20 protein-coding genes are annotated in these 24,404 nt (G+C 69.9%); 8 read left to right on the top strand and 12 right to left on the bottom strand.

The features are described from left to right. Nucleotides 1-42 precede the first annotated feature (42 nt). Both FXF60_RS16465 and FXF60_RS16470 read left to right on the top strand, forming a co-directional pair. Nucleotides 43-930, top strand: a complete 888-nt coding sequence (locus tag FXF60_RS16465) for a hypothetical protein (protein WP_192796602.1) — start codon at nucleotides 43-45, stop codon at nucleotides 928-930. A 31-nt stretch (nucleotides 931-961) separates the two neighbouring features. Then, nucleotides 962-1,777: a hypothetical protein gene (locus FXF60_RS16470; protein ID WP_192796619.1), complete on the top strand. Its 816-nt coding sequence runs from the start codon at nucleotides 962-964 to the stop codon at nucleotides 1,775-1,777. 87 nt (nucleotides 1,778-1,864) lie between these two features. Here FXF60_RS16470 and FXF60_RS05215 read toward each other — a convergent pair whose 3' ends face one another. Further along, nucleotides 1,865-2,338, bottom strand: a complete 474-nt coding sequence (locus FXF60_RS05215) for a cupin domain-containing protein (protein ID WP_151524200.1) — start codon at nucleotides 2,336-2,338, stop codon at nucleotides 1,865-1,867. Nucleotides 2,339-2,533: 195 nt separating this feature from the next. Here FXF60_RS05215 and FXF60_RS05220 point away from each other — a divergent pair, with 195 nt between their 5' ends. Further along, nucleotides 2,534-4,012 carry a DUF5129 domain-containing protein gene (locus FXF60_RS05220; RefSeq protein ID WP_151524201.1) on the top strand — a complete coding sequence of 493 codons (1,479 nt, stop codon included), beginning with the start codon at nucleotides 2,534-2,536 and terminating at the stop codon, nucleotides 4,010-4,012. A gap of 18 nt (nucleotides 4,013-4,030) precedes the next feature. On the opposite strand, the gene FXF60_RS05225 is transcribed toward FXF60_RS05220, so the two are convergent. Then, a complete protein-coding gene (locus FXF60_RS05225) occupies nucleotides 4,031-5,533 on the bottom strand; it encodes a sodium:solute symporter family protein (protein WP_151524202.1) in 1,503 nt (500 codons plus the stop codon). Between the two features lie 101 nt (nucleotides 5,534-5,634). Here FXF60_RS05225 and FXF60_RS05230 point away from each other — a divergent pair, with 101 nt between their 5' ends. The 3 genes from FXF60_RS05230 to FXF60_RS05240 all read left to right on the top strand — a co-directional run bounded on the left by FXF60_RS05230 (nucleotide 5,635) and on the right by FXF60_RS05240 (nucleotide 8,950). Continuing rightward, complete coding sequence (locus FXF60_RS05230) at nucleotides 5,635-7,053, top strand: APC family permease (protein WP_151524203.1); 1,419 nt, start codon at nucleotides 5,635-5,637, stop codon at nucleotides 7,051-7,053. 107 nt (nucleotides 7,054-7,160) lie between these two features. Continuing rightward, nucleotides 7,161-7,349, top strand: a complete 189-nt coding sequence (locus FXF60_RS05235; RefSeq protein ID WP_151524204.1) for a hypothetical protein — start codon at nucleotides 7,161-7,163, stop codon at nucleotides 7,347-7,349. Between the two features lie 104 nt (nucleotides 7,350-7,453). Continuing rightward, nucleotides 7,454-8,950 carry a DUF5129 domain-containing protein gene (locus tag FXF60_RS05240; RefSeq protein WP_192796603.1) on the top strand — a complete coding sequence of 499 codons (1,497 nt, stop codon included), beginning with the start codon at nucleotides 7,454-7,456 and terminating at the stop codon, nucleotides 8,948-8,950. 158 nt (nucleotides 8,951-9,108) lie between these two features. Here the strand turns inward: FXF60_RS05240 and FXF60_RS05245 are convergent, their stop codons facing one another. The 8 genes from FXF60_RS05245 to FXF60_RS05280 form a co-directional block, all read right to left on the bottom strand. After that, nucleotides 9,109-10,167, bottom strand: a complete 1,059-nt coding sequence (locus FXF60_RS05245) for an NAD(P)-dependent alcohol dehydrogenase (RefSeq protein WP_151524206.1) — start codon at nucleotides 10,165-10,167, stop codon at nucleotides 9,109-9,111. A gap of 302 nt (nucleotides 10,168-10,469) precedes the next feature. Beyond that, entirely contained in the window at nucleotides 10,470-11,471 is a 1,002-nt protein-coding gene (locus FXF60_RS05250; protein WP_151524207.1) for a sugar phosphate isomerase/epimerase family protein, read from the bottom strand. Between the two features lie 23 nt (nucleotides 11,472-11,494). After that, the gene (locus tag FXF60_RS05255; RefSeq protein ID WP_151524208.1) at nucleotides 11,495-12,652 is read right to left on the bottom strand and encodes a Gfo/Idh/MocA family protein; all 1,158 of its coding nucleotides are present in this window, start codon (nucleotides 12,650-12,652) and stop codon (nucleotides 11,495-11,497) included. Beyond that, complete coding sequence (locus FXF60_RS05260) at nucleotides 12,649-13,515, bottom strand: sugar phosphate isomerase/epimerase family protein (protein WP_202879564.1); 867 nt, start codon at nucleotides 13,513-13,515, stop codon at nucleotides 12,649-12,651. Before FXF60_RS05260 ends, FXF60_RS05255 begins: the two co-directional genes overlap by 4 nt. Next, nucleotides 13,512-14,783, bottom strand: a complete 1,272-nt coding sequence (locus FXF60_RS05265) for a substrate-binding domain-containing protein (protein ID WP_192796604.1) — start codon at nucleotides 14,781-14,783, stop codon at nucleotides 13,512-13,514. The genes FXF60_RS05260 and FXF60_RS05265 overlap by 4 nt, the downstream gene beginning before the upstream one ends. Further along, the gene (locus FXF60_RS05270; RefSeq protein ID WP_151524210.1) at nucleotides 14,780-15,874 is read right to left on the bottom strand and encodes an ABC transporter permease; all 1,095 of its coding nucleotides are present in this window, start codon (nucleotides 15,872-15,874) and stop codon (nucleotides 14,780-14,782) included. Before FXF60_RS05270 ends, FXF60_RS05265 begins: the two co-directional genes overlap by 4 nt. Continuing rightward, nucleotides 15,871-16,920 (bottom strand): ABC transporter permease, encoded by a 1,050-nt coding sequence (locus FXF60_RS05275; RefSeq protein ID WP_151524211.1) that lies wholly within the window; start codon nucleotides 16,918-16,920, stop codon nucleotides 15,871-15,873. Before FXF60_RS05275 ends, FXF60_RS05270 begins: the two co-directional genes overlap by 4 nt. After that, entirely contained in the window at nucleotides 16,917-18,476 is a 1,560-nt protein-coding gene (locus FXF60_RS05280) for a sugar ABC transporter ATP-binding protein (RefSeq protein ID WP_238335717.1), read from the bottom strand. The genes FXF60_RS05275 and FXF60_RS05280 overlap by 4 nt, the downstream gene beginning before the upstream one ends. Nucleotides 18,477-18,571: 95 nt before the next feature. Here FXF60_RS05280 and FXF60_RS05285 point away from each other — a divergent pair, with 95 nt between their 5' ends. Continuing rightward, complete coding sequence (locus FXF60_RS05285; RefSeq protein ID WP_151524213.1) at nucleotides 18,572-19,729, top strand: ROK family transcriptional regulator; 1,158 nt, start codon at nucleotides 18,572-18,574, stop codon at nucleotides 19,727-19,729. 219 nt (nucleotides 19,730-19,948) lie between these two features. Beyond that, nucleotides 19,949-20,485: a hypothetical protein gene (locus FXF60_RS05290; RefSeq protein WP_151524214.1), complete on the top strand. Its 537-nt coding sequence runs from the start codon at nucleotides 19,949-19,951 to the stop codon at nucleotides 20,483-20,485. Nucleotides 20,486-20,524: 39 nt separating this feature from the next. Here the strand turns inward: FXF60_RS05290 and FXF60_RS05295 are convergent, their stop codons facing one another. Both FXF60_RS05295 and FXF60_RS05300 read right to left on the bottom strand, forming a co-directional pair. Further along, nucleotides 20,525-21,580 (bottom strand): PD-(D/E)XK motif protein, encoded by a 1,056-nt coding sequence (locus tag FXF60_RS05295; RefSeq protein ID WP_151524215.1) that lies wholly within the window; start codon nucleotides 21,578-21,580, stop codon nucleotides 20,525-20,527. 12 nt (nucleotides 21,581-21,592) lie between these two features. Continuing rightward, a complete protein-coding gene (locus tag FXF60_RS05300; RefSeq protein WP_151524216.1) occupies nucleotides 21,593-24,394 on the bottom strand; it encodes a Z1 domain-containing protein in 2,802 nt (933 codons plus the stop codon). Between the last annotated feature and the right edge of the window lie 10 nt (nucleotides 24,395-24,404).

The raw sequence follows: 24,404 nt of genomic DNA on the forward strand, positions 1-24,404 counted from the left end.
CGTACCCCACGTCAGGCGTGGGCCGCGGCCTAGAGTCTCCCCATGCCCTCCGACGACCCCGCCCCGGCGACCCGCTCCAGCCGCGCCCGGCTGCGTCGCTCCGGCCGCCACCTCGTGCGCCTCGGCGGGCTGCTGGCCGTGGTCGCGCTGATCATCACGCTGATCGGCGGCTGGGCCACCCGGTCGCTGCTGGACCACCTGCAGACCAACTCCGCCGAGCTCCTGGACGGCAGCGCCACCGTGACCCTCACCGAGGGCACCGAGCGCACCCTCTACGTCACCGGAGGGCTGATCGCCCCCGGTGAGATCGTGCCGACCCCGGTCGACCAGATCACCTGCACCATCACCGGCCCGGGCGGGCAGACCCCCTTCACCTCGCTGGCCGACGAGGGCCGCCGCATCGGCATCGACACGGCCCTCGCCCGCTTCCAGGTCATCGGCAGCTTCCGCGCCGCCGGCACCGGAGAGCACCAGATCGACTGCGACGGGCTCGGGGTCGTCGTGGCTCCGGAGGTCGGTCCGGCCAACGCGCTGCTCCGGCTCGGGGCACTGGCCCTGGGCAGCCTGGGCACCTTCGTCGGGCTGTCCATGCTGCTCATCGGTGGGGTCCTGCTGCTGGTCGTCCGGCCGCCCGAGGACGGGGCGGAGGAGGTCGTGGACGACGCCCCGCCGGAGGAGGGCGCCGACGAGTGGTGGCAGGACGAGGCCGACAGCCGCGGCGACGGTGGCGCCGAGGGCGGTGGCACCGGTGGGGTGCCGCCCGAGGACGCGGCGCAGGAGGGTCAGGACGACGAGGACTACGTCGAGCTCACCGACGAGGAGCTCGCCGCGCTGTCCGAGGAGGAGATCTCCGAGCTGGTGGCCTCCGGTGAGCTGGTCTTCGTGGACGACGAGGACGAGGACGAGGGCGAGGACCACGTGGGTCGCTAGCCGCACCAGCATCCGCGGTTAGGCTGCTGACATGACGTATGCGAACGCGCCGGCCCGGCGCAGCGGCCTGACGACGGCCGGCAAGTGGATGTTCTTCATCGGCCTCGTGCTCTCGCTCATCGCGGGAGCCGTCGTCGCGTGGGGAGCCATCCAGGGCGCCCGGTCCTTCGGGGACATGGCCGAAGAGGAGCTGACCATGGAGGGCGGTCAGGCCACGGTCGCCATGGAGCCCGGCGACTGGCGGATGGTCTTCACCCAGAGCTCGGGAGAGTCCGCGACGTGCACCGTCACCCTGCCGGACGGCACCGAGGAGTCGCTCGACTCCGGCGAGGACCTCGGCGCGCAGAACCCCGAGATGCAGGCCGACCTGGTGGGGAGCTACTCGGCCACCACCTCCGGTGACCACACCTTCACGTGTGAGGGCGCCCCGACCGTGCTCTCGCCCAACATCGACACCGGGGCCATCGTCGCGATCGGCGTCGCCGCGCTGGCCGCACTCGCCCTCATCCCGCTGCTGCTGCTCACCGTCGTGGGCCTGATCATGTGGCTCGTCGGGCGCAGCCGGGACAAGCGTCCCCCGCAGAACCCCCAGGGTGGCTACGGCTACGGGACCGGCCAGCCCTACCCGCCGCAGGGCTACGGCCAGCAGGGGTACGGGCAGCAGTCCCAGGGGTACGGCCAGCAGGGTCAGGGACACGGCGGTGGCTACCCACAGACGCCCTCAGGCTCGTCCCCGAACTACGGACAGGGAGCGCCTCCCCCGCCCCCGGCGCCCGGCACGGGACCGCACCCCGACGGACCGCCCCCCTCGAGCGGGGACCCGCGCGACCCCTACCGCCGCGACTGACGGCATACCTGTGCAAAAACGGTGTGTCACATCCGTCGCCTGAGCAACGGATGTGACACACCGTTCGCGCACCAGGGTGCGCAGCGGTCAGGCCTTCAGGTCGTCCTCGCCCTCGCCCGGCTGGACGCTCCACTCCGGCGGCTCGTCCTTGCCCGAGTCCTCGTCGGCCTCCGCCTCGTCGGCGGTCTGCTGCACGATGCCCTTGGCGTGGTGCGTGGGGGCATACACGGCGTAGAGCCGCATCGGCTCCTCCCCCGTGTTCGTGACGTCGTGCCAGGTCCCGGCGGGCACCTGGATGGACCAGCCGTCGCTGACGTCCTGGGTGAAGTTCAGGTCGTCCTCGGCCGGACCCATCACGCACCGGCCCTGGCCGGCGTCGAGCCGCAGGAACTGGTCGGTCTCCGGGTGCGCCTCCAGGCCGATCGACTCCCCCGGCGGGATCGACATCAGGGTCACCTGGAGGTACTTCCCGGTCCAGGCCACCGTGCGGTAGGTGTCGTTGGCCCGGGTCTCGCTCTCGATGTCGAAGGCGTTGGGCTGGGGACCGTTGTCGGTGACCATCGCGCTGTGCTCCTTGGGTCGTCGGTGCAGGATACGGCTCCACCGTAGGGCCCGATGCCGACCACGGCACGTCAGGCGAGCCTTGTCTTCGTGCGCCGGCACGCGAGGCGCGACCGGGGAACCAGAGCGGCGCGAATCGAGTCAGTAGGGTGACAGAGGTCGTCGGCACCCGGCCGGCGACGGGGAGGACGTCGTATGTCGAATGCTCGCCGCGGCCTGGTGAGCGGCGCCGCGCTCGTGGGAGTGGCCGGCGTCGGGATCGGTGGGTTCCTGCTGGGGGCTCCCGAGCACGAGGCGACCAGCCTGGTCATCGACGACGACGCCGGGATCCTGCACGCCCCGACGGTGGAGAGCGCCCTCACGGACGTCCGCTTCCACGAGCCCACGGATGTCGCGATCTTCACCCACCGCGGTGGCGTGGAGGCCACGACCGACGACTACGCGCTCAACGAGGCGGTGCTGGCGCACGCCCGCGCCGACCGCCCCGAGTGGCTCTCCGACGACGAGCAGAAGTGGGCCGACGACCTCTACATCTTCGGGGTGGACCCCGAAGGGCGCCTGGTCGGGACCTACTTCGGCGAGAACCGGAAGGTCTCGCAGGACCGCCAGCTCGACATCCAGGACGCCACCAAGGACGACCTCCGGCAGGGGCAGTGGACCGAAGGCGCGGTCGTCGGGGTGGAGGAGGCCGCCGCCCGGATGAACGCCCCCTTCCTGCGCACGGTCCCCGGTATGCTCCTGGCCGGCGTGGGGGTGGTCGGCACCGCGATCGGTGGTGCCGCCTGGTGGGGCACGGGGGCGAACCGCGCCCGGCGCAGCCGCGAGCTGCGGTCCGAGGGCGACCGGCTGATGGCCAGCGTCATCGCGGACGTGGACGTCACCGAGCTGCACGCCCGGCTCATCCCCGAGGAGTCCCGCTACGGCGGGCTCGTCCTGCGCCGCTTCGACGAGTACACCCAGGGCGTGCGGACCCTCACCGAGCTGGGCAACGAGGTGCGCGGGATCCCCGAGGACGACTACAACACCAAGGCCGCGCTGGGCCGGCTGACGGCATACCGCGACCAGGCGAGGTCGATGGACCACCTGGACGACGTCATCGCCGACACGGCCGCCTTCCTCGGTCGGGACCGGCTGTGGCGGGAGGCGTGGGAGCGCCAGGAGTCCCCGGTGCGCGCGGACCTGGAAGGGGTCGACCCCATGCTCGGCGACGACGTGCCCGCGGAGGGCCGCGGCCTGGCGCAGGCCCAGCGGCTGCGGGAGTACGCCACCTCGGGCCTGGCCCTGCTCGACCAGCTGCGCGCCCAGCTGGAGCAGGAGGAGGTCTCCCCCGACGACGCGCTCGACGAGCTGAAGCGGACCCGGGACGGGCTCAGCGACCGGCTCGACGCGCTCGCGTCCGCCGTCGCCGAGGAGATCGGCAGGACCAAGGACGAGCGCATCGCGATGAAGAAGGCGATGCGCGAGGAGCGGTCCCGACGCCGGCCCGAGGTCACCATCCTCACCACCACCCACCCGAGCTGGACGTGGTATCCCGTCGACTCCTTCCGCAGCGGCCTGACCGCGGGTGCGAGCGCCCTCACGGAGAGCCGGGCCGGGTCGAGCGGCGGCTCGGCCTCCGGCTACAGCAGCAGCGGCGGCAGCTTCAGCGGCGCCGGGAGCTCCTCCCGGTTCTGAGCCGCCGGACGTCGACGGCTACCGGACGGCGGAGGCTCGGGCCACCCGCTCGGGCCCCGCGGTGGCCGGGTCCTCCTCCGGCGGGACACCGGCATACTCCACCAGGGAGCCGGCCCGGGCGTCGATCGCGTGGACCACGAGGTAGGTGACCACGCTCACCGGGAAGCCCAGGAAGACCGGGTGGATGCCGGTCGACCCGCCGAAGATCGCCCAGCCGACCGCCACGCCGAGACCGGCCCACATCGAGACCACGCCGGCCCGGCCGGACACGCGCGGCAGGTAGAGCGCCATCACCGTCGGGAAGAGCAGCCCGGAGACGAGCATCGCCGTCCCCGTCACCCACAGCTCGACCAGGCGCGGCACCGCCAGCGCCAGCACCAGGGCGATCACCGAGGTGATGACCACCGCCGCACGGCTCCACCACAGCAGCGACCGCTGCGAGACGTCGCGCGCGAGCCGGGGCCGGATGACGTCGTTGACGATGGAGGACGCGCCGCACATGAAGAACGAGTCGGCGCAGGAGATCACCGTCGCCATGAGCGCCACGATGAGCACGACCACGAGCGGGAAGGGCAGCAGCTCGCCGATCACCTCGTAGTAGATGAGCGCCGGGTCCGCCGACTTGATCTGCAGCCCGAAGCGCGCCCACACCCCGACCCACACGACCATGACGATGGTGACCGTCATCAGCGCGACCGAGATCCAGTAGCCGGTCATCACGGTGCGCAGGTCGCGCCCGGCCCACGCCCGCTGCCACAGGTCCTGCCGGACGATCTGGTACGCCCCGACGGTGAGGGCATACACCGCCACCTCGGCGGCGCCGATGCCGAAGAGGCTGGTCATCTGCTCCTGCCCGGCGGCGCGCGCGGTGTCGGTCACGGTGGAGACGTCGCCGACCACCACGAGCACCAGCACGAAGAGCCCGAAGATGGCGACCGTCTGCAGCGTCCCGTGCACGGCGTCCTGCCAGATCACCGCCTTGAGCCCGCCGAAGACGGTCTTGAGCGTGAGCATCAGCCAGGAGATGACGATGCCCTGGGTCAGGGGTATGCCGGCGACCAGGTCGAGCACCAGCGCGATCGCGACGAACTGCATCCCGGTGACGGCGCAGTAGGCGGTGAGCACGGACAGGGTGGTCGGGAGGCGGGCGGCGCTCCCGAAGCGGTGCGCCGAGAAGTCGCCGATGGTGACGTAGCGGTGCCGCTCCCCCATCTCCCGGACCCGCCTCATGACGAAGACCGCCATGAGCACGCTCACCACGAAGATCGCGATGTTGAACCACTGCTGTCCCATGCCGGAGACGTAGCCGTTGGTCATGATGCCGAGCAGCAGCGACCCGCCGATGGCGGTGCCGACGTAGGTGAGGATCAGCGGGAAGAGCGAGACGTTGCGGGAGGCGACGTTGTAGTCGTCGTAGGTGCGGATGTGCCGGGTGCCGATCCACACCGACGCCCCGAGCAGGACGAGGAAGTAGATCACCGTGGTGACGGCGAGGACGGTCTGCTGGCCTTCGCTGAACATCCCTCTACCCTTGCGCACCGAGCGCCGGACGTCACGTCAAGGGGCGTCTGAGGCGTGCCGTATGCCCTCTCTCCCGGGCCGCGATGACGTAGCGTCAAGCCATGGCCGCAGACACCAGCACAGGGTTCGTCCGACAGCTGGGGCGCTGGGACGCCCTGGCGATCGGGTTCGGGGCGATGATCGGCTTCGGGTGGGTCGTGCTGACCGGGGAGTGGCTGGTCGCGGCGGGCACCCTCGGCGCGGTCCTGGCCTTCGTCGTCGGCGGCGTCATCATGGCGCTCATCGGCCTCACGTATGCCGAGCTCGTCGCCGCCATGCCGCACGCCGGCGGTGAGCACAACTACGTGATGCGGGCGATGGGGTCGCGCTGGGCGTTCGTCGCGTCCTGGGCCCTGGTGGGCGGCTACGTGACCATCGCCGCCTTCGAGGCGGTCGCCCTGCCTCGCACGGCGGCATACCTCTTCCCGTCGTTGGAGTCGGTGCAGCTGTGGTCGGTCGCGGGCTCACCGGTCTACCTCGGGTGGGGCGTCGTCGGGACCCTGGCGGCGGTGGCGCTGACCGCGGTCAACATCGTGGGCATCCGGCCCGCGTCGATGATCCAGACCTTCATCGTGCTCTTCCTCGTCGTCATCGCCGGGCTGATGCTCGTCGGCGCGGGCGTGGGCGGGTCGCTGGACCACGCGGAGCCGCTGTTCACCGGCGGCTTCGGGGGCTTCGCCGCGGTCCTGGTGGTGGTGCCCTTCCTCTTCGTGGGCTTCGACGTCATCCCGCAGTCCGCGGAGGAGATCGACCTGCCCTTCCCGATGATCGGCAAGCTGATCGTGCTGTCCGTCTCCCTGGCCGCGCTGTTCTACATCATCATCGTCGGGGCCTCCGGGCTGGCGATGGACCGGGGCACCCTGGTGGAGTCCGACCTCGCCACGGCTGACGCGATGGCGGCACTCTGGGGGTCCGACGCCTTCGCCACGGTGCTGGTCGCCGGGGGCATCGCCGGCATCCTCACCTCGTGGAACGCCTTCCTCATCGGCGGGTCGCGGCTGCTCTACGCCCTGGGCCGCTCGGGCATGATGCCGGCCGTCTTCGGGCGGCTGCACCCCCGCTTCCGGACGCCGACCGCCGCGCTGCTCTTCATCGGCGCGCTGTCGGCGGCGGCACCCTGGTTGGGTGCCGACGCGCTCGGCTGGCTGGTGGACTCCGGGTCGCCCTCGATCGTGCTCGGCTACCTCCTCGTGACCGTGGCCTTCCTGGTGCTGCGCCGCCGCGAGCCGGGGATGGACCGGCCGCTGCGGATCGGCGGCGCCGGGGGCGGGGGTGTCGGCATCGGCGTGGTCGCCCTGGTGCTCACCGCCGGGTTGGCCACCCTCTACCTGCCCGGTATGCCGTCGTCCCTCCCGGCGGCGCCGTGGGTGCTCTTCGGCCTCTGGTGGCTGCTGGGAGTCCTGCTGCTCATCCGGGTCCCGTCGGTCTCCGGCGGACCGGACGCCGAGGAGCGGGTGCTCTCCCGGCTCTCCCGGACCTGAGCGCCCGCGCGTCCGGCCCCGGACCTGGCGAGGTCCACCCGTGGGACGACGCAGGTTCCACCCTGGGGACGACGACGACCACGGTCGGGCCCGGACATGGTGGGGCCATGAACACGACGACGACCACCCGGTCCACGACACGATCCGCTTCCTGGCAGGCGCTCATCCTCGGTCTGACCTGCGGGGTGGCGCTCGCGCTGGCGCTCGACAACTGGCTGTATGCCGCGACCGGCATCGCCTTCGCCCTCGCCTTCGGCTGGCGCCCGGTGAGCCACCACCACGACCCGCACCGCTGAGCCCGGCCCGGCAGGGCACGCGGGCGCGATCTCGGTCCGGAGACGGAGGCATCTCGTCCGGCCGGGCGATGTGCTCTCGGTCCCTGCCGGGCAGACTGCCGGGTATGACGACGCAGATGGACGGAGCACCGAGGTCGCGCGGGCTGTCGAACCTGGCTCGTGCCGGGGTGAGCGGTGTGGCCCTGCTGGCCGTGGGCGGCACGGCCCTCGGGCTGTTCGTGGCCCAGGCGCCGGAGCAGTCGGCCACGGAGCTCGTCCTGGAGGACACGGCGCAGATCATGGACGCCGACCAGCTCGAGGCGGCCGTGGACGAGGTCGAGTTCCACGACCCCACGCAGGTGGTGGTCTTCACCCACCGCGGCGGCAGTGACGCGGGCGACCAGTCGCTCAACGACGCGGTCCTCGCGCACGCCGAGGAGTCACGACCGGAGTGGTTGAGCCAGGACCGGCAGACGTGGGCCGACGGGCTCTACATCCTGGCGGTGGATCCCGAGGCCCGGCTCGTCGGCACCTACTTCGGCGACGACCGCGCCGTGGGCGAAGACGAGCAGCTCGACATCCAGGACGCCACCAAGGACGACTTCCGGGCCGGCCGCTGGACCGAGGGGGCCGTCGCCGGCATCGAGGCCGGCGCACGGCGGATCAACGCCCCCTTCATGCGCAGCGCCGGTGGCATCGCCCTCGGCGCCGTGGGGGTCGGAGGCATCCTGGCCGCGGGTGGGACCTGGCTCGGGATAGGCGTGGCCAGGTCCGCGTCCAGCCGGCGGCTCCGGGAGGACGCGGACCGGCGGCTGGCGGACGTGCAGCAGGACGCCGCCGCGACCGAGCGGCACGCCAAGCGGATCCCCGACGAGTCCCGCTACGGCTTCGAGGTGCTGCGCCGCTTCGACGACTACCGCCGCGGGGTGCGGGAGCTGAGCGCGATGGGCGAGCAGGTGGCCCGGCTGGAACCCAGGACCTACAACCGCAAGGCGACCGCGGACGAGCTCACGGCATACCAGGAGAAGGCGGTCGAGCTGGACCACCTGGACGACGCCATCGCCGACACCGCCATCTTCCTCAACCAGGACCCGGACTGGCGCGAGGCGTGGGGCCGGCAGGTCGACCCGCTGCGGGAGGACCTCGAGCGGCTCGGCCCGCTGCTGGGCGAGGAGCTGCCGGAGCAGGCCCGGGACCTGCCGGCGGGTGCGACGCTGGACGGCTTCGCCACCCAGGCGCTGGGTCGGCTGGACGAGGTGCAGGCCGGGCTCGAGGGTGGCCAGGTCTCCCCCGACGACGCGCTCGACACGCTCCGCGAGGTCCGGGACCAGCTCAGCACGCATCTCGAGGAGCTGTCGGACGAGGTCGTCCAGGCGGTCGGCAAGGACGAGTCGCAGCGGGAGACGCTGCGCACATCGCTGGCCGAGCAGCGTGCGGGCGCCCGCCCGGAACCCTCGATCATCGGCACCGCCTACCCCGCGTGGACCTTCTTCCCGGTGGCGGCGATGAGCAGCGGGGTGTCCGACGGCACCCAGCAGATCGCGTCCGCCGCGGGCGGCGGGGCGACCGCCGGCTACTCCGCGGGCGGCTTCAGCGGAGCCGGGAGCTCCTCCAGCTTCTGAGCGATCAGCCCTCCGCCCCTCCCCAGAGCCCGGACCAACGTCGGGATAGCACAAGCCTCATCGGCATACTTCCCAATGAGGCTTGTGCTATCCCGACGTTGGTCCCGCGGTGTGGGTGGGCGGGCCGGGGTGGCCAGTCCCGCGGGTGGCCGGGCGGGTCAGCCCGCCAGCGTCTGCGTGTCGATGACGGCGCGGTAGCGCACGTCTCCGGCCACGACCTTGTCGTAGTAGTCGTCGACCTGACCGGCGTCGATGACCTCGACGGTGGCGGTGATGCCGTGCTCGGCGCAGAAGTCGATCATCTCCTGGTGCTCGGGCAGGCCACCGATCATGTTGCCCCTGATCGAGCGCCGGTTGGCGAGCAGTGAGAAGGCGCTGACCTGCAGCGAGTCCTCGGGGGCGCCGACGTTGGCCAGGACCCCGCCGCGGTCGAGCAGACCCATGTAGGAGTCCAGCGGGATGCCCGAGCCCACGGTGTTGACCAGGAGGTCGAAGCTGCCGGCGAGCTCCTCGAACGCCGTGCCGTCCTCGGTGGCGCGGAAGTCCTTGGCGCCGAACGACATACCGTCCTGCTTCTTGCTGTCGGTGCGGCTCAGCACGGTGACGTCAGCGCCCATGGCGGCGGCGATCTTCACCGCGACGTGCCCGAGGCCGCCCATGCCGATGACGCCGACCCGGGAGCCGGGGCCCACGCCGTTCTCCTTGAGCGGGTGGTATGTCGTGATGCCGGCGCACAGCAGCGGCGTCACCGCGGCGTGGTCGGACTCGTCGTAGGAGCCGGGGATCTTCACGACGAAGCGGTCGCGGACGACGACCTCACCGCTGTAGCCACCCTTGGTGACCTCGCCGTGGTAGTCCTCCTGGCCGTAGGTCTGGACGGCGCCCTTGGCGCAGTACTGCTCCTCGCCGTCCCGGCAGGGCGCGCACTCGCCGCAGGAGTCGACGAGGCAGCCGACCCCGACGACGTCACCGACGGCGTGGGCGGTCACCTCCGGACCGACCTCGGTGACGGTGCCGAGGATCTCGTGGCCGGGGGTGAGCGGGTAGATCGTGCCGCCCCACTCGTCCCGGGTGATGTGGATGTCGGTGTGGCAGATGCCGGCCCAACGGATGTCGATGCGCACGTCGTCCGGTCGCAGGTCGCGGCGCTCGATCTGCACCCGCTCGAAGTCGGCTCCGACCGAGGCGGCGGCGAGGGCTGGTGTGGTGGTGGTCACTGATGCTCCTCTGTGGGGTTTCGGTGAACAGCGAAGCCGCGACAACGTCCTGCGTCGCGGCTCTCCCTGCTCCAACCGTCCGCCGGCCGCGCAGATTCCCGGCCCGCCGGAATTCGACTACTGGATTGCTCGCCATGGCGAACAGCCCAGCAGTCGAAATCGTGCAGGAGGATCGTGCAGGAGGTCGGTCGAGAACCCGGACCAACGTCGGGATAGCACAAGCCTCATCGGGAAGTTTCCCGATGAGGCTTGTGCTATCCCGACGTTGGTCCCGGGCGGAGGGGCAGGGGCTCGGCGCGGGATCAGTCCTGGCTGAAGGCGGCGTCGAAGGAGGCCGTCGACGGCGGGTAGTCCAGCGCCTTGAGGTAGTCCAGCGCCTCCTTGGCGCCGTGCAGCCGGTCCATGCCGGCGTCCTCCCACTCCACCGAGATGGGACCGGTATACCCGGCGCCGGCGAGCGCGCGGAAGCAGTCCTCCCAGGGCACGTCGCCGCGGCCGGTGGACACGAAGTCCCAGCCCCGCCGCTGGTCGCCCCAGGGCAGGTGGCTGCCCATCCGCCCGTTGCGGCCGCCGCCGACCCGCATCCGGGTGTCCTTGCAGTCCACGTGGTAGATCCGGTCGGCGAAGTCGGTGATGAAGGCCACCGGGTCGATGTCCTGCCACATCATGTGGCTCGGGTCCCAGTTCAGCCCGAAGGCCTCCCGGTGCCCGATCGCCTCCAGCGCCCGCACGGTGGACCAGTAGTCGTAGGCGATCTCGCTCGGGTGCACCTCGTGGGCGAAGCGGACGCCACACTCGTCGAAGACGTCGAGGATCGGGTTCCACCGGTCGGCGAAGTCCTGGTAGCCCGCCTCGATCCGCTCCGCCGGCACGGGCGGGAACATCGCGACGTACTGCCAGATCGAGGAGCCGGTGAAGCCGACGACCGTGTCGACGCCCATCCGCTGCGCCAGCCGGGCGGTGAGCTTCAGCTCCTCGGCGGCCAGCTGCCGCACGCCCTCGGGGTCGCCGTCGCCCCAGACCTTCGAGCCGACGATCGCCTGGTGCCGCTCGTCGATCGGGTCGTCGCAGACCGCCTGGCCCTTGAGGTGGTTGGAGATCGCCCACACCCCGAGACCGTGCCGCCGCAGGATCTCCAGCCGACCCTCGACATACTCCTCGTCGTCCCACCGCCAGGCGTCCAGGTGCTCGCCGGAGACCGCGATCTCCAGCCCGTCGTAGCCCCACCCGGCGGCGAGCTCGGCCACCTCCTCCAGGGTGAGGTCGGCCCACTGGCCGGTGAAGAGGGTGAACGTGCGTGCCATGTCGTGCTCCTTGTCGCCTCGGGTCAGGGTGCCACGTCGACGGGTATGCCGCCGCCCGCGCTGCTGGTCTCGATCGCCGCGAGCACCCGCTGGACGGCGAGCCCGTCGGCGAAGCTGGGGTGGATCTGCGCACCCGTGCCGATGGCGCGGAGGAAGTCCGCCGCCTGGGAGGTGAAGGTGGAGTCCCAGCCGACGATGTGGCCGGGGGGCCACCAGGCGCCGACGTAGGGCTGGTCCGCCTCGGTGACCAGCACGCGGGTGGATCCCTGGGCCGGCCCGTCGCCGACCTCGCACACCTCGAGCTCGTTGAGCCGCTCGAGGTCGAAGCGGATCGAGCCGGCCGTGCCGTAGACCTCGATCATCAGCGAGTTCTTCCGCCCGGTGGCCATCCGGCTCACCTCCAGGCTGGCGACCACGCCGGAGGGGGTGTGCAGCGTGGCCCAGGCCGCGTCGTCGACGGTCACCTGCTCCAGCGCTCCGTCATCTCCCTCCCCCGGGCGCTCGGTGACGAAGGTGCGCAGCTCGCCACGCACGGCGCTCACCGGCTCGCCGAGCAGGAAGTGCAGCTGGTCGACGGCGTGCGAGCCGAGGTCGCCGAGGACGCCGGAGCCGGCGGTCTCCTTGCGCAGCCGCCAGGTCATCGGCGCCTCGGCGTCGGCGAGCCAGTCCTGCAGGTAGGCGAGGCGGACCTGGCGGACCTCGCCGATCCGGCCCTGCGCGATGAGGTCGCGGGCGAGCGCGAGCGCGGGCACGCGGCGGTAGTTGTGGCCGAGCATCACCCGCCCGGCACCGTCGGCGGCCGCCGCGGCCACCAGCCGCTCGCAGTCGGCGACGGTGTTGGCCAGCGGCTTCTCCACCAGCACGTGCTTGCCCGCGGCCAGCGCGGCAAGCGCTACCTCGGCGTGCAGGTGGCCGGGGGTGCAGACGTCGACGATGTCGATGTCGTCGCGCTCGATCACCTCGCGCCAGTCGGTCGCGGCGTCGGCCCAGCCGAGCTCGGCCGCGGCGGCGGTCACGGCTGCCCCGTCGCGGCCCACGAGGGTCTGCATCCGGACTCCTGGCACGTCGGGGTAGAAGGCGCCGACGTTGCGCCAGGCGTTGGAGTGGGCCCGGCCCATGAAGGAGTAGCCGATCACGGCCACCCCGAAGGCCTGTCCGGTCGCCGGTGCGTGCTCGGTCATGCGTCGTCCCCTCCCGTCAGCGACCGCAGGAAGGCCAGGCCGTCGGCGGCCAGGGCGTCCTGGGTCGGGGCCAGCGGCCGCCAGATCGAGGCGGCGGTGGCGATGGTGTCGTTGTCGGCGGTGAAGCTCTCGATGTCGAGCGGGCCGGCATACCCGACCTCGTCCAGCGCCCGGACCAGGGCGACCCAGTCGGTCTGGTCGCCGCCGGGTGCGCCGCGGTCGTTGCCGCAGACCTGGACGTGCACGAGGTGCTCGCCCGCCCGGCGGACCGCGTCGGCGGAGTCCCGCTCCTCGATGCCCAGGTGGTAGGTGTCCAGCGCGAGACCGAGGGACGGCCCCAGCAGCTCAGCCAGCCCTTCGAGCGCCTGGTCGACCGTGTTGACCAGGGACGTCTCGTAGCGGTTGAGCGGCTCGATGCCGATGGCCACCCCGGCCGCGGCGGCGTGCTCGACCACCGGGGCCAGGTTGTCCCGCCACTGCGCGTAGGCGGTGTCACGCTGCTGCGGCGACATCCGCCATACCCGGCCGGTGGCGGCGTAGAACGGCCCGCACACCGCGGGCGCCCCGATGCCGTGCGCGAGGTCGATGCACTCTCGCAGGTAGTCCTGGGTCGCCGCGACGGTGGCGGCGTCGGCCTCGACCAGGTCGCGGCCGGGCGCCATCGCGCCCACGACGTATGCCGCGAGCCCGGTCTCCTCCAGCGCCGCCCGGGTCGTGGCGACGGTGAGGTCACCGGGCTGCTCCAGCGGCAGCTCGACCGCGTCGAAGCCCAGGGCCGCGACGCGATCGAGCACCTTCCGGGTCTGGACGTCGCGCAGCGGCGACGTCCAGACCCAGGTGTTGACCCCGATCGGACGGATCACGGGATGACGCGGTCCTGCCAGGTCTGCGGGTAGCCGGGCAGGTCCTCGCCGCCGAACTTGGCGTAGTGCCCGTCGGGCATGCCCTCGTTGGCGGCCAGGAAGTCGGCGCGCTCGTCCTCGGTGATCGGCACCTGTGGGAGCACCCACTCGGTGGGCACCTCCTCGCCGGCGAAGATCATCTCCACCGCCAGCAGCGGGGTGCGCCACTGGAAGTTGGAGTAGACCGGGGCCAGGCCGGTCAGGCCGGTGTCCTCCCACTTGCGCAGGAAGCTCATCTCGTCCTCACCGGTCATCACCGGGTAGTCCTGGCCGGCGTCCTCGAAGGCCTCGATGGCGGCGACGGCGCCGTCACCGGCGTCCATCCACACGCCCTGGACCTCGCCGGTGGCGAGCTCGTCGGAGAGGATGTTCTTGATCTCGGCCGGGTCGGCGCCGGTGAAGTAGTCGACCGCCTCGATGCCGTTCTCCTCGAAGATCCGCTCGGCCGCGGCCCAGCGGTGCTCCAGCACGTCGACGCCGGGCAGGATGCGCAGCGCGACGACCTTGTCGCCCTCGGAGAGGTTCTCGGAGAGGAACTCGGCGGTGTCGATGCCCCAGGCATACCCACCGATCGGGTGGATGAAGGTGGTGGCGCAGTCGGTGTCGACACCACGGTCGAAGACGACGACCGGCAGGCCGGTGTCGCAGGCCCGCTCGACCGCCGGGGTGATGGCGGCCGTGGAGTTCGGCGAGATGACGAAGGCGTCGCAGTTGCCCTCGGCGATGAAGTAGTCGATGTCCGCGATCTGGGTGTTGTCGTCGTCCTGCGCGTCACGGGTCTCCATCTCGGAGATGACGCCCGACTCCTGGAGCACCCCGAGCTGCTCGTTCATGGTGATCCAGCCGGTCTGGCGCCACGGGTTCGAGATCGAGGCGTTGGCGAAGCAGACCTTCTTGGCGCCCTCGGAGGCGAACTCCGAGGTGTCGGTCATCTCTCCGTCGATGTACTGCAGCCACGGCGTCGCCGGGTCACCCTCGAAGGTGGCCGAGCGCTGCTCGTCCTGGGTGTCGTAGTCGGCCTGGACGAACCACTCGTCACTGTCGGACTCGTCGGCCTCTCCGTCTGCTTCTCCCTCGCCCTCGCCCTCGGCGCCCTCCTCGGCGCCGGGGTCCTCGGCCGACTCGGTCACGGACGGGTCGTCCAGCGAAGCATCGGTGGAGCACGCCGCCAGCAGGGCGAGCGCGCTCATGGCGGCGACGGCGCCGCCGATTCGGGTGGTGCGCATCATGCATCTCCTTGGGTGGTGGGTTGGTTCTGCTGCGTGGTCTGTGGGGTGCTGCGGGTCTGGCGTCGCTGGCCGGCCGCCCAGGCGCGGGCCCCGGCGGCGACGGCGACGATGATGATCACGCCCTGCACCGTGTCCCTCCAGGTGGAGGCGACGCCGACGAAGTTGAGCAGGGTGAAGAGCAGCTCGAGCGCGAAGGCGCCGGCGGCGGCGGAGAGGACCCAGCCGCGCCCGCCGCCGAGCACCACGCCGCCGATGACGACGGCGGTGATGGCGGTGAACTCATACCCCTGCCCCACGGAAGGGTGGACGCCGGCATACCCCACCAGGATGATCCCGGCGACGGTCGCGGCGAGCGAGGACAGGATGAAGGCGCGGGTCTTGAGCCACCAGGTCGCGGAGCCGGAGAGCCGCACCGCCTCGGGGTTGTCGCCGACGGCGACGAGGGTGCGGCCGAACGGTCGGCGCATCAGCCAGACCGCGGCGACGGCGAGGACGAGCAGGATGATCGCCGGGTAGGGGATGATCTCCAGCACCGGCACGTCGCGGATGCCGCCGCGGCCGATCTGCCGGAAGGTGTCGACCGGGTTGCCGGTCGCGGCGCCGCCGGTGAGGTAGAAGACCAGCCCGGAGAGCGCCAGCATCGTGCCGAGCGTGACGATGAAGCTGGGGACCTTGAGGATCGTCGTGGCCAGCCCGTTGACGATGCCGACCAGGGCGCCGAGAGCGAGCATGAGCAGCAGGCCGGGGATGATCCGCGCTTCCTCCTGGCCGATGAAGTTGCCCGCGATGACCACCTGCATGGAGACGACGGCGGCCATCGAGAGGTCGAACTCGCCGGAGACGATGACGAAGTACTGCCCCATCGCGGCGATCGCGACCGGCGCGGTGCGGCCGATGAAGCGGATGAGCGAGCCGGGCTCGCCGAAGTTGGGGTTGGCGGCGATCACCGCGACGAGCAGCACCGCGACCAGGACGAAGACGGCGCCGCCGGGCGTGCGGAGGGCGCGCAGCGCACGCCCGGCGGCGCCGCCCTGGTGCCACGGGAGGTCGGGGCGGGGCGCGGTGTCGGTGGTGGGGGTCGCGGCGGTCATCGGGTCGCTCCCGCGGTCGTCGGGGCGAGGGTATGCCGTCCCCCGCCGTCGTCGGGCGGGTGCGCGAAACGCGGCGGCCGGGTGTCGGTGGAGCGGCGGGCATACACCGCGACGGCGACGACGATGACCAGGCCGCGGACGATGTCGCGCAGGAAGGCGTTGAGCTCCATGACGCCCATGACGTTGTCCAGGACGGCGAAGATCGCGACGCCGCCGAGGGTGCCGAGGATGTTGCCCTTGCCGCCGGCGAGCACGGTGCCACCGAGGACGACGGCGGCGATCGACATCAGGTCGTAGCCGCCCTGGCTGCCGATGGTCGGGCTGCCGACGGAGAGCCGGGCGAGCAGCAGCAGCCCGGCCAGCCCGGCGAGGACCGAGCAGAGCACGTGCGCGAGGATCAGCGGCGGCTGGGTGCGGACGCCGGAGAGGCGCGCGACCTCGCGCTGCCCGCCGACGGCATACAGGTGGTGGCCGATGCGGGTGCGCCGCAGCAGCAGCATCACCAGCACCGCGCAGCCGAGCATGATGAGCGTGGAGAGCGGGACCGGGCCGATGTTGAGCGCGCCGATGAGGCGGAAGTCGCGGGGCGCGGAGCCGGCGGAGCCGCGGTAGTTGGTGCCGAGGTAGCCCGCGAGGATCAGGCCCATGCCGAGGGTGGCGATGAAGCCGTGGACGTGCAGGTAGGTCACGACCAGGCCGTTGACCAGGCCGATCAGCGCGGCGACGCCGAGCGCGGTGAGCACGGCGAGGGCGATGTTGGAGGTCTGGCCGGCCATGATGACGCCGGCGACCAGGCTGGAGAGGCTGGTGACGTAGGGCACCGAGAGGTCCAGGCTGCCGCCGAGGATGACCAGCGTCTGGCCGATCGCGATGAAGCCGAGGATCGAGGTGCCGGTGAGGATGGCGGAGATGTTGCCGCCGGAGAAGAAGTTGCGGCCCTCGGCGGCGGTGATGATCGCGCCGGCGACGACGACGAGCACGAGGACGAGGTAGACGATCCCGGTGCTGGTGAGGCGGGTGGGCAGCAACCTGGAGACGCTGCTCATGCGGCCCCCTCCTCGGCACTCTCGCCTGCGCCGGTGGCCAGCGCGAGGACGTCCTCCTCGGACGACCCGGCGGGCAGCTCGCCGGCGAGGCGGCCGTCGCGCATGACGAGGATGCGGTCGGACATGCCGATGACCTCGGGCAGCTCGCTGGAGACCATGAGGATGCCGACGCCCTGGGCGGCCAGGCCGCGCATGAGCTCGTAGATGCCGTGCTTGGCGCCGACGTCGATGCCGCGGGTGGGCTCGTCCATGAGCATGACCTGGGGGTTCGTGGACAGCCAGCGGGCCAGGACGACCTTCTGCTGGTTGCCGCCGGAGAGGAACTGCACCTCCTGGTCCATCGCGCGGGCGGCGACGGCGAGCGAGGAGAAGACGCCGGGCATACCGGCCCGGGCCTGCGGCGTGCGACCCGGGAAGACGGAGCGGACGACACCGAGCGCGTTGTCGAGGATCGACTGCTGCAGCGCCAGCCCCTTGGCCTTGCGGTCCTCGGTGATGAGCGCGAGGCCGCGGCGGATGGCCTGGCGCGGCGAGCTGATGGTCAGCTGCTTCGCGGTGCCGTCGGCGCTGCCGAGGGTCATCGTGCCGCGGGTCAGCGGCGTCACGCCGAAGATCGACTCGACGAGCTCGGTGCGGCCCGACCCCTGGAGCCCGGCGAGACCGACGATCTCACCGGCGCGCAGCGTGAGGTCGATGCCGTCGACATACCCGTTGCCGGAGCCGGAGAGGGTGAGCACGGGCTCGCCGACCTCGGTGCCAGGGGTCGGGTCCGGGAAGAAGGCGGACATCTCGCGGCCGACCATGAGCCGGACGAGTGCGGACTCGTCGAGCTCGGTGGCGGGTTGGGTGGTGACGTGCTGCCCGTCCTTGAGGACGGTGATGGTGGTGCAGAGGTCGAAGATCTCCTTGAGCCGGTGGGAGACGTAGAGGATGGCGACGTCGCGGTCGAGCAGCCGCCGGATGATGGCGTAGAGGAGCTCGACCTCGTGGTCGGCGAGCGCGGCGGTGGGCTCGTCCATCGAGATGATGCGCGCGTCGTAGCTGACCGCCTTGGCGATCTCGACGATCTGCTGCTCGGCGACGGAGAGGGAGCGGACGGTGCGGGTGGGCTCGAGGCCGGTGACGCCGAGGCCGTCCAGCAGCTCGGAGGTATGCCGGGTCATGGCGGCGGTGTCGACGAGCGGGCCCTTGCGCGGTTCGCGGCCGAGGTAGATGTTCTCCGCGACCGTGCGGTCGGGCAGGAGGTTGAACTCCTGGAACACGGTGGACAAGCCGGCCTGCTGCGCCTGCACGGGGTGGGTGAAGTGCTGCGCCGTGCCGTCGATCTCGACGGTGCCCTCGTCGGCCTGGTGCACGCCGGCCAGGATCTTCATCAGGGTGGACTTGCCGGCGCCGTTCTCCCCCACCAGGCCGTGGACCTGACCCGGGTGCAGCTCCAGGGTCACGTCCTGGAGGACGGCGTTGCCGAAGAAGCGCTTGGTCAGGCCGGTGGCGCGCAGCACGGGCTGCCGTAGCGGGGTGCTGTCCGTCGGTGCGACGGCGTCGTTGGACGTCACAGACGTGACTATGGCACGGCTCACTCGCTTTTGTCGAGACTTCGGCAAAAGTTGGTGCTTGCTCATGCAGAAGGGGCCGTGGTCTACTTCCAGACGTGCGGACCAGCGACGTCTTCGAGCTCCTGCGGGACGGCCAGCCCCGGACCCGGGCGCAGCTCGCGGAGGAGACCGGGATGGCCCGGTCGACCGTCGCGGCGCGCGTCGACACGCTCCTGCGCATGGGGCTCGTGGCGCCGGTGGGGGGCGCGAGGTCGACGGGTGGGCGGCCGCCGGCGCTCATCGCGCTCAACCCTGCCGCCCGCGTCGTCGCGGGCGTGGACGTGGGCGCCACCCACGCCGTGGCTGCCCTGACCGACCTGAGCGGGACGGTGCTCGGCGAGCGCCGGGCGGAACTGGACGTGGCCGACGGGCCGGAGGTGGTCCTGGGGTGGGTGACCTCGGCGGTCGGCGAGCTGCTCGCCGAGGCGCGGCGGCCGGTCGGCGACCTGGCGGCGGTGGGCATCGGCCTGCCGGGGCCGGTCGAGCACTCGACCGGGCGACCGATCAACCCACCGATCATGCCGGGGTGGGACAGGTATGACGTGCCCGCCCACCTGCAGCGGACGTATGTCGTGCCCGTGCTCGTCGACAACGACGTCAACATCATGGCGCTGGGTGAGCGCGGTGCCTACTTCCCCACCGCGGACGACCTGATCCTGGTCAAGGTGGCCACCGGCATCGGTGCCGGCATCATCTCGGGGTCACGACTGCAGCGCGGGGCGCAGGGCACCGCCGGCGACCTCGGGCACGTGCGGGTCAGCAGCGGCGACGGCGTGATGTGCCGGTGCGGCAACGAGGGCTGCCTGGAGGCGATCGCCGCCGGGCCTGCGCTGGCGTCGGCGCTGGCTGCGGGTGGTGTCGCGGTGGACTCGACCGCAGGGGTCGTCGAGCTGGTGCGCGCTGGCGATCCCTCGGCAGTGCAGGAGGTGCGCCGCGCCGGTCGCGACATCGGCGAGGTGCTGGCGACGATGGTCAACCTGATGAACCCCTCGGTCGTAGTCATCGGTGGGCGCCTGGCCGACGCCGGCGAGCACCTGCTCGCGGGGATCCGGGAGGTCGTCTATCAGCGGTCGTTGCCGTTGGCCACCGAGCACCTGCGGATCGTGGCGTCCAAGGCGGGGGCGCAGGCGGGCGTCCTGGGGGCCGCCACGATGGCCGCTGAGCACGTGCTGTCTCCGGAGGCCATCGAGGCGGCCAGCCTCGGGGTGGCGTGAGCCCAGACCCCTGCGCCGCCGTAGTATTATTCGGGAAATTCTAGTTCTCTCAGGGAGTGACCAGTGAACGAAGCATTCCCAGCGGATCTCCAGGCCTGCGTAGATCGATATGTAAGGTCGCTCCAAAATCCCAAGAATCTAATTTCGCTGCACCCTAGAGGACTAGGCCGCCCTAGGAAACAGTACTCTTCCTTGTGTGCCCCCATCGTTCTCACCGCCATGTCAACGTTCGAGGGTTTCGCCGAAGACTTCCTCGCATCTGCTCTCTACATTCAAGGCCACGGTTTTGCTCACATAGCTCGACGAGCCGACTTAACCAACCCCACTATCAAGGACTGGGCCAAAGCAGCTCGACGTGACTTTCCAGCAATAAGCGGACGACTAGGAACAGACTTCGGAATTCGACTGTTCGACAAGCCGGACAAGGATAAGCCTTCTGGCTGGTTCAACGAATCTGACAGCAACTGGGATCAGGTCCTGGAAGCATCTGAGTCCTGGATGCAAGTTCGCCATTGCATCACTCATGGGCTCGTCACTGGCATCGATCCGGAACGATGGCCTCTCTCTGGTTCGGGAGGCTCCCCGCAGCCAAGCGACGTACTGATAGAACGCAAGTCGGGAGAGCATTCACTCGTGCTACATGGTGCAATAAATTGCCTCCGCGTTTACACCTCAGGAGCAAAGCACGTCGCCGACAGAATAGCGGAGGAACTTGGCCTGCAGTTGAAGTGGATGGGAATGCCGAAATTTTACTGAGCGACCGCAGTTGCCTTGCGAATCCCTACGCCAGAGGCTTCAGATCTCCAGGACTGACGCAGCGACTTGATTAGCTCCGTTGATCGGGTTAGTGCCGCTGATGGAGGCCGGCAGGTTGACGCGGAAAGCGACTGAGTGAATTTCGACGTGATGCCTCCTGGCCACGTCGTCTCGCCGGAGGATTTCGACCCCGGGGTCAGCCATGTCGTATCCCCTGAAGAACGCCACCGTGAAGTTGGAAGTGAACGGCGCGTCGTGCTGCATCGAGGTGTGGTCGTAGCCGAATCCCGACTCGGATCCGTAGCGACTGATCCTGGTGAGGAACTCCGGCACTTCGCTGGCATTGCCGGTGATCTCCAGCCGGTTGACAATCCGCTGCACTAGGTCCGGGACGGAAATCGAGTTCAGTCCCTCGCTCGCGCGCTGCAGGCCGACGCTGACCAGTAGGAGGCGGTTTTCTGCCGAGATGCCGTCCTCTCCTTCGGATGGCTCGATCTGATGGACCCCTTGGACCATATGGCTCGACGTCGAGCGCGTGGTGGTTTTGAGCTCGACGCCAGTCCCGTTCCAGTGGAAGTCGCGTGAAGACCGCCGCCACCCGTCCCAGGACAAGACGACAGAGCCGACCTGATAGGGCTGCGCTAGGTGGCACATGGAATTGAGCAGCAGCAGTTCACCAAGAAGCCCCAGCAGCGCAGTCTCCGATAGCAGGAGGCGCTCAATCGCAAGCTCGATGATGGGTTCGGTCACTCTAAAGGCGTGCTCGACGTCTTCGTCGGCGCCGTTGCGCAGCAAGTTGGCACAGATGAAGGCGGCGACCGGGTCGAAGTGGCCCAGAGCCGGTAGTACTAGGCGGTTAGCGTGCAGTGGTGCACTGGCCTTGCGATGCCACTCGTGATGCTCAAGGGACTCTCGAACCGTCCGTGAGGCAGCCTTCAGTTCGGCGCCGGCGAGGAAGAGTTCCAGGCGGCCGGCCTGGTCTCTGGCGATGCCAATCACCTTATCCGGAGTCGTCCAATGGATGTCGCGGACCCCGCCCACCGCCGTGGCGGGAACGGCATCGATTTCGGTGAGGATCTCCTCGTAGCTGGGCAAGGTTCACCGCTCTCAGATCGTCACGGCGCCGGCGCGGGTGGCAGCGAACTGCTCCGGTCCGCCGGCCGGAAGGGAGACGCCGACGGCTAGCGCTGGATGGGCCTGGCCGGGCAACTGGTTCACGTAGAACAGAATTAACCCGTCGGAGCCGATGGGACGCCAGGCGGAGTCACCAGCAAGCGTGGGGACGCTGGAGCCTCGGTGATAATAGTCGAAGAATTCGTCACCCCGGTACTGGCCAGGGCCTGCGCTGGGGTCGTTGGAGCCCCACGCGGTCGTGATCTCGCCGGCGTCCACGCTCTTGGTGGTGGCCAGGATAGTGAAGGGAAGCTCGGAAGCAACCCCGGTGCTCACCGGATTACCGTCGCCATAGCGGATGCCGATCCAGAAGCGCGGCTGGTCCACCATCTTGCGTTCGAGATCCGACATGGACCACAGTTCGGCCGGCCTACCGGATACAAAGAGACCGCGAACGGGTCTGGTTAGACAAGCGTCCCACAGACGAAGGTATGCCGCGATCGAGTAGGGGCAAACCGAGCGGACAGCCGAGGGAACACCTGCGCAAAGGGGCGCGCGGTAGAGCCCAGGCGGGACCAACGGCTGTATCGCGTTCAGCCGCGCTTCCACCTGGGCCCAGTGCTCGGCGACCTGGTGATTGCGGCCGGGCCAGTATCCGGCGAAGTCGAGAGAGTCGAGCCAGTCAGCCGCCTCGCCGAGGCTCAGCGGTGTGTCGCGGATGCGGCCTCGCGTATGGCCGACTACGAGGTCGGACGACGGCTCTGTGTCGAACAGGTTGGTCATCAACTGCACGTTCGGGTCGGGCCGGGATCCGTCGTTGATCAACTTCACGAACGGCTTCGAGCCGGGGCTCAGCGGCCGTCGACCCAGATTGGCGATCTTGCCCGTCGCCAGGAAGCTCATGCCCTGGAGCACCACCGGATCGGGAGCGCTTCCGGCCATTTTCTCGGTAACCGCGACCCGGACGGCCTCGTCGATGTCGTGGTAGGCACGGAAGAGGTCAAGCTGGTCGGGATCGGCGAACACTCGACACAGCTCAATGTAACTGCCTCGATAGCCGAACCAGCGCTGCATTTGCATCTGTGTGTCGGCCAACGGGTTGGCCGACGACCGCTGGAACAGCGCCGTGGTCATGCCCTCCAACGTCAGGCCGCGCGCCATGACGTTGCCGGACACGAAGATTGTTGACAGGTCGCGAGCAGCACGCCACTTACCAGTCTCGGAGTCCAGCGTCGGCCGGAAAAACGGGCGGTCATCTGCGCCGGGGTCGCTGTTAACTACCGATACCCTAGTGCCAGGAATGACCTCTTCGGCCAGCAAGACCTCGGTGGTCGCCCAGTCGGGGAAGGGGGCCGGGTTCAAGATATTGAACTCAGCCTCGATCTCACGGGCCGAGCGCTCGTAGAGGTCCAGCCAGGCTGACCACTTGGCAGGCTCCCCAGTGATCGAGGCGAGCAACGAGCCCGGTAAGCGGGCGTCCCCGGTCTCCAGCAGCGCTCGCGCAGTAGATCTGTCGGAGACCCCTGCCCACAGAAGGACGTCCTCAGCACCCTGGAAGTGGTCCGTAATGGTCGCCGATGGGTGGAGGAGCATCGAGTGTGGCGCGGCGACGCCAATGGCCGCATTTTCCTCGGTGTCGAATAGCAGGTTCATTGCAGTCCGGGGGCCGTGCATACCGGAACGATGAAGCCGGATCGCACCGGCCACCAGAAACGCCCGTAACGCTTCGGCGAGGTCTAGATCCTGGTTGCCCGTGATCGGCTGACACAGCGCGGCCCGCGCACCCCTGCGGTAGAACACCTCGCCACCGGTATAGAAGGAGTGTGAGCCCTCAGGCTCGGGGTACGTCGAAGACCGCGGCGCGTCCAGGTCACCGGGATTGGTGGGATCGACGGGGTTGCCCACGTCGAGGGGCGTGCGCAGGGAGATGATGAAGTCGCGTGGGGCGAGCGGGTTGTGGTCTTCCTGCAACAGGTTCGCTTGCGGCGTGGCGGTGTAGCCGATATAGGTCGTAAAGAGGTTAGAGGGCGCAGGCTGCGCGGGCTCCCAAAGATTCGCAATGGCGCGGGGAACCTGCTTCAGGTTTCCGGATACCAGATCCTGGCCTGCCTCCACGCGGGCGTCGAGGATCGAGCCGTCGTCCGCCTCGTCGTCGAGGACAAGCATCTGCGCTGGGCGGTCGAGCTTGCTGATCGCCTCGAAGACGCTGGTCTTGAGGGCACGTCCGAGAGTGTGGAGGTGGTCAGTGTGCTTCATAGCCACCGCGATGATCGGGTTGTTGTCTTGTAGCCGACGTCGGACGGCGGCGGACGGCATTCTGTAAATGTTGGTCAGGTGTGATGGCTCCTTCGATAGGACCACGTCAGGGGACGGGACGAGAAGTCGCCGGGATATCTTCTGGGCAGAAGTTTCCCCCCCGTCCAACTGAGTCGCCAGTCGTTCGAAGGTCTGGCGCCACAGCGACAGTCGAGTGCCGGCCAGAATCACTAAAACGTCGACGCCTTCGTCTAAGGCGAGAGCACTCACCCCGAGCATCGACGCGGTCTTACCCGACTGAACGGACCCCATCACCAAGCCGGTACGCACACGGTTCGCCGGCCATGTGTGCTCGTTGGGCTCGCCATCGCCGAGGATGCCTCGCTCGAGGATGTACCTGCAGTCGGCTTCCAGCGCTGAGCGAGCTGTCGGCGTTAGGCCCGTCAGAGTCCGCAAATAGCGGGGCCACCAGGCTTCCACGAGGGTAGAGGCGACTGGAGGGTCAAAGTAGACGCGCTCTGTTCCGAGGGGTGACTGCATGGTTTCGCAC

The sequence above is a fragment of the Serinicoccus kebangsaanensis genome (assembly GCF_008919445.1).
In the GTDB taxonomy this organism is placed as follows: domain Bacteria; phylum Actinomycetota; class Actinomycetes; order Actinomycetales; family Dermatophilaceae; genus Ornithinicoccus; species Ornithinicoccus kebangsaanensis.

Coding starts and splice junctions, on each gene's coding strand:
- FXF60_RS16465 (WP_192796602.1), top strand. CDS start 43: ATGCCCTCCGACGACCCCGCCCCGGCGACCCGCTCCAGCCGCGCCCGG.
- FXF60_RS16470 (WP_192796619.1), top strand. CDS start 962: ATGACGTATGCGAACGCGCCGGCCCGGCGCAGCGGCCTGACGACGGCC.
- FXF60_RS05215 (WP_151524200.1), bottom strand. CDS start 2,338: ATGGTCACCGACAACGGTCCCCAGCCCAACGCCTTCGACATCGAGAGC.
- FXF60_RS05220 (WP_151524201.1), top strand. CDS start 2,534: ATGTCGAATGCTCGCCGCGGCCTGGTGAGCGGCGCCGCGCTCGTGGGA.
- FXF60_RS05225 (WP_151524202.1), bottom strand. CDS start 5,533: ATGTTCAGCGAAGGCCAGCAGACCGTCCTCGCCGTCACCACGGTGATC.
- FXF60_RS05230 (WP_151524203.1), top strand. CDS start 5,635: ATGGCCGCAGACACCAGCACAGGGTTCGTCCGACAGCTGGGGCGCTGG.
- FXF60_RS05235 (WP_151524204.1), top strand. CDS start 7,161: ATGAACACGACGACGACCACCCGGTCCACGACACGATCCGCTTCCTGG.
- FXF60_RS05240 (WP_192796603.1), top strand. CDS start 7,454: ATGACGACGCAGATGGACGGAGCACCGAGGTCGCGCGGGCTGTCGAAC.
- FXF60_RS05250 (WP_151524207.1), bottom strand. CDS start 11,471: ATGGCACGCACGTTCACCCTCTTCACCGGCCAGTGGGCCGACCTCACC.
- FXF60_RS05255 (WP_151524208.1), bottom strand. CDS start 12,652: ATGACCGAGCACGCACCGGCGACCGGACAGGCCTTCGGGGTGGCCGTG.
- FXF60_RS05265 (WP_192796604.1), bottom strand. CDS start 14,783: ATGATGCGCACCACCCGAATCGGCGGCGCCGTCGCCGCCATGAGCGCG.
- FXF60_RS05270 (WP_151524210.1), bottom strand. CDS start 15,874: ATGACCGCCGCGACCCCCACCACCGACACCGCGCCCCGCCCCGACCTC.
- FXF60_RS05275 (WP_151524211.1), bottom strand. CDS start 16,920: ATGAGCAGCGTCTCCAGGTTGCTGCCCACCCGCCTCACCAGCACCGGG.
- FXF60_RS05290 (WP_151524214.1), top strand. CDS start 19,949: ATGTCAACGTTCGAGGGTTTCGCCGAAGACTTCCTCGCATCTGCTCTC.
- FXF60_RS05300 (WP_151524216.1), bottom strand. CDS start 24,394: ATGCAGTCACCCCTCGGAACAGAGCGCGTCTACTTTGACCCTCCAGTC.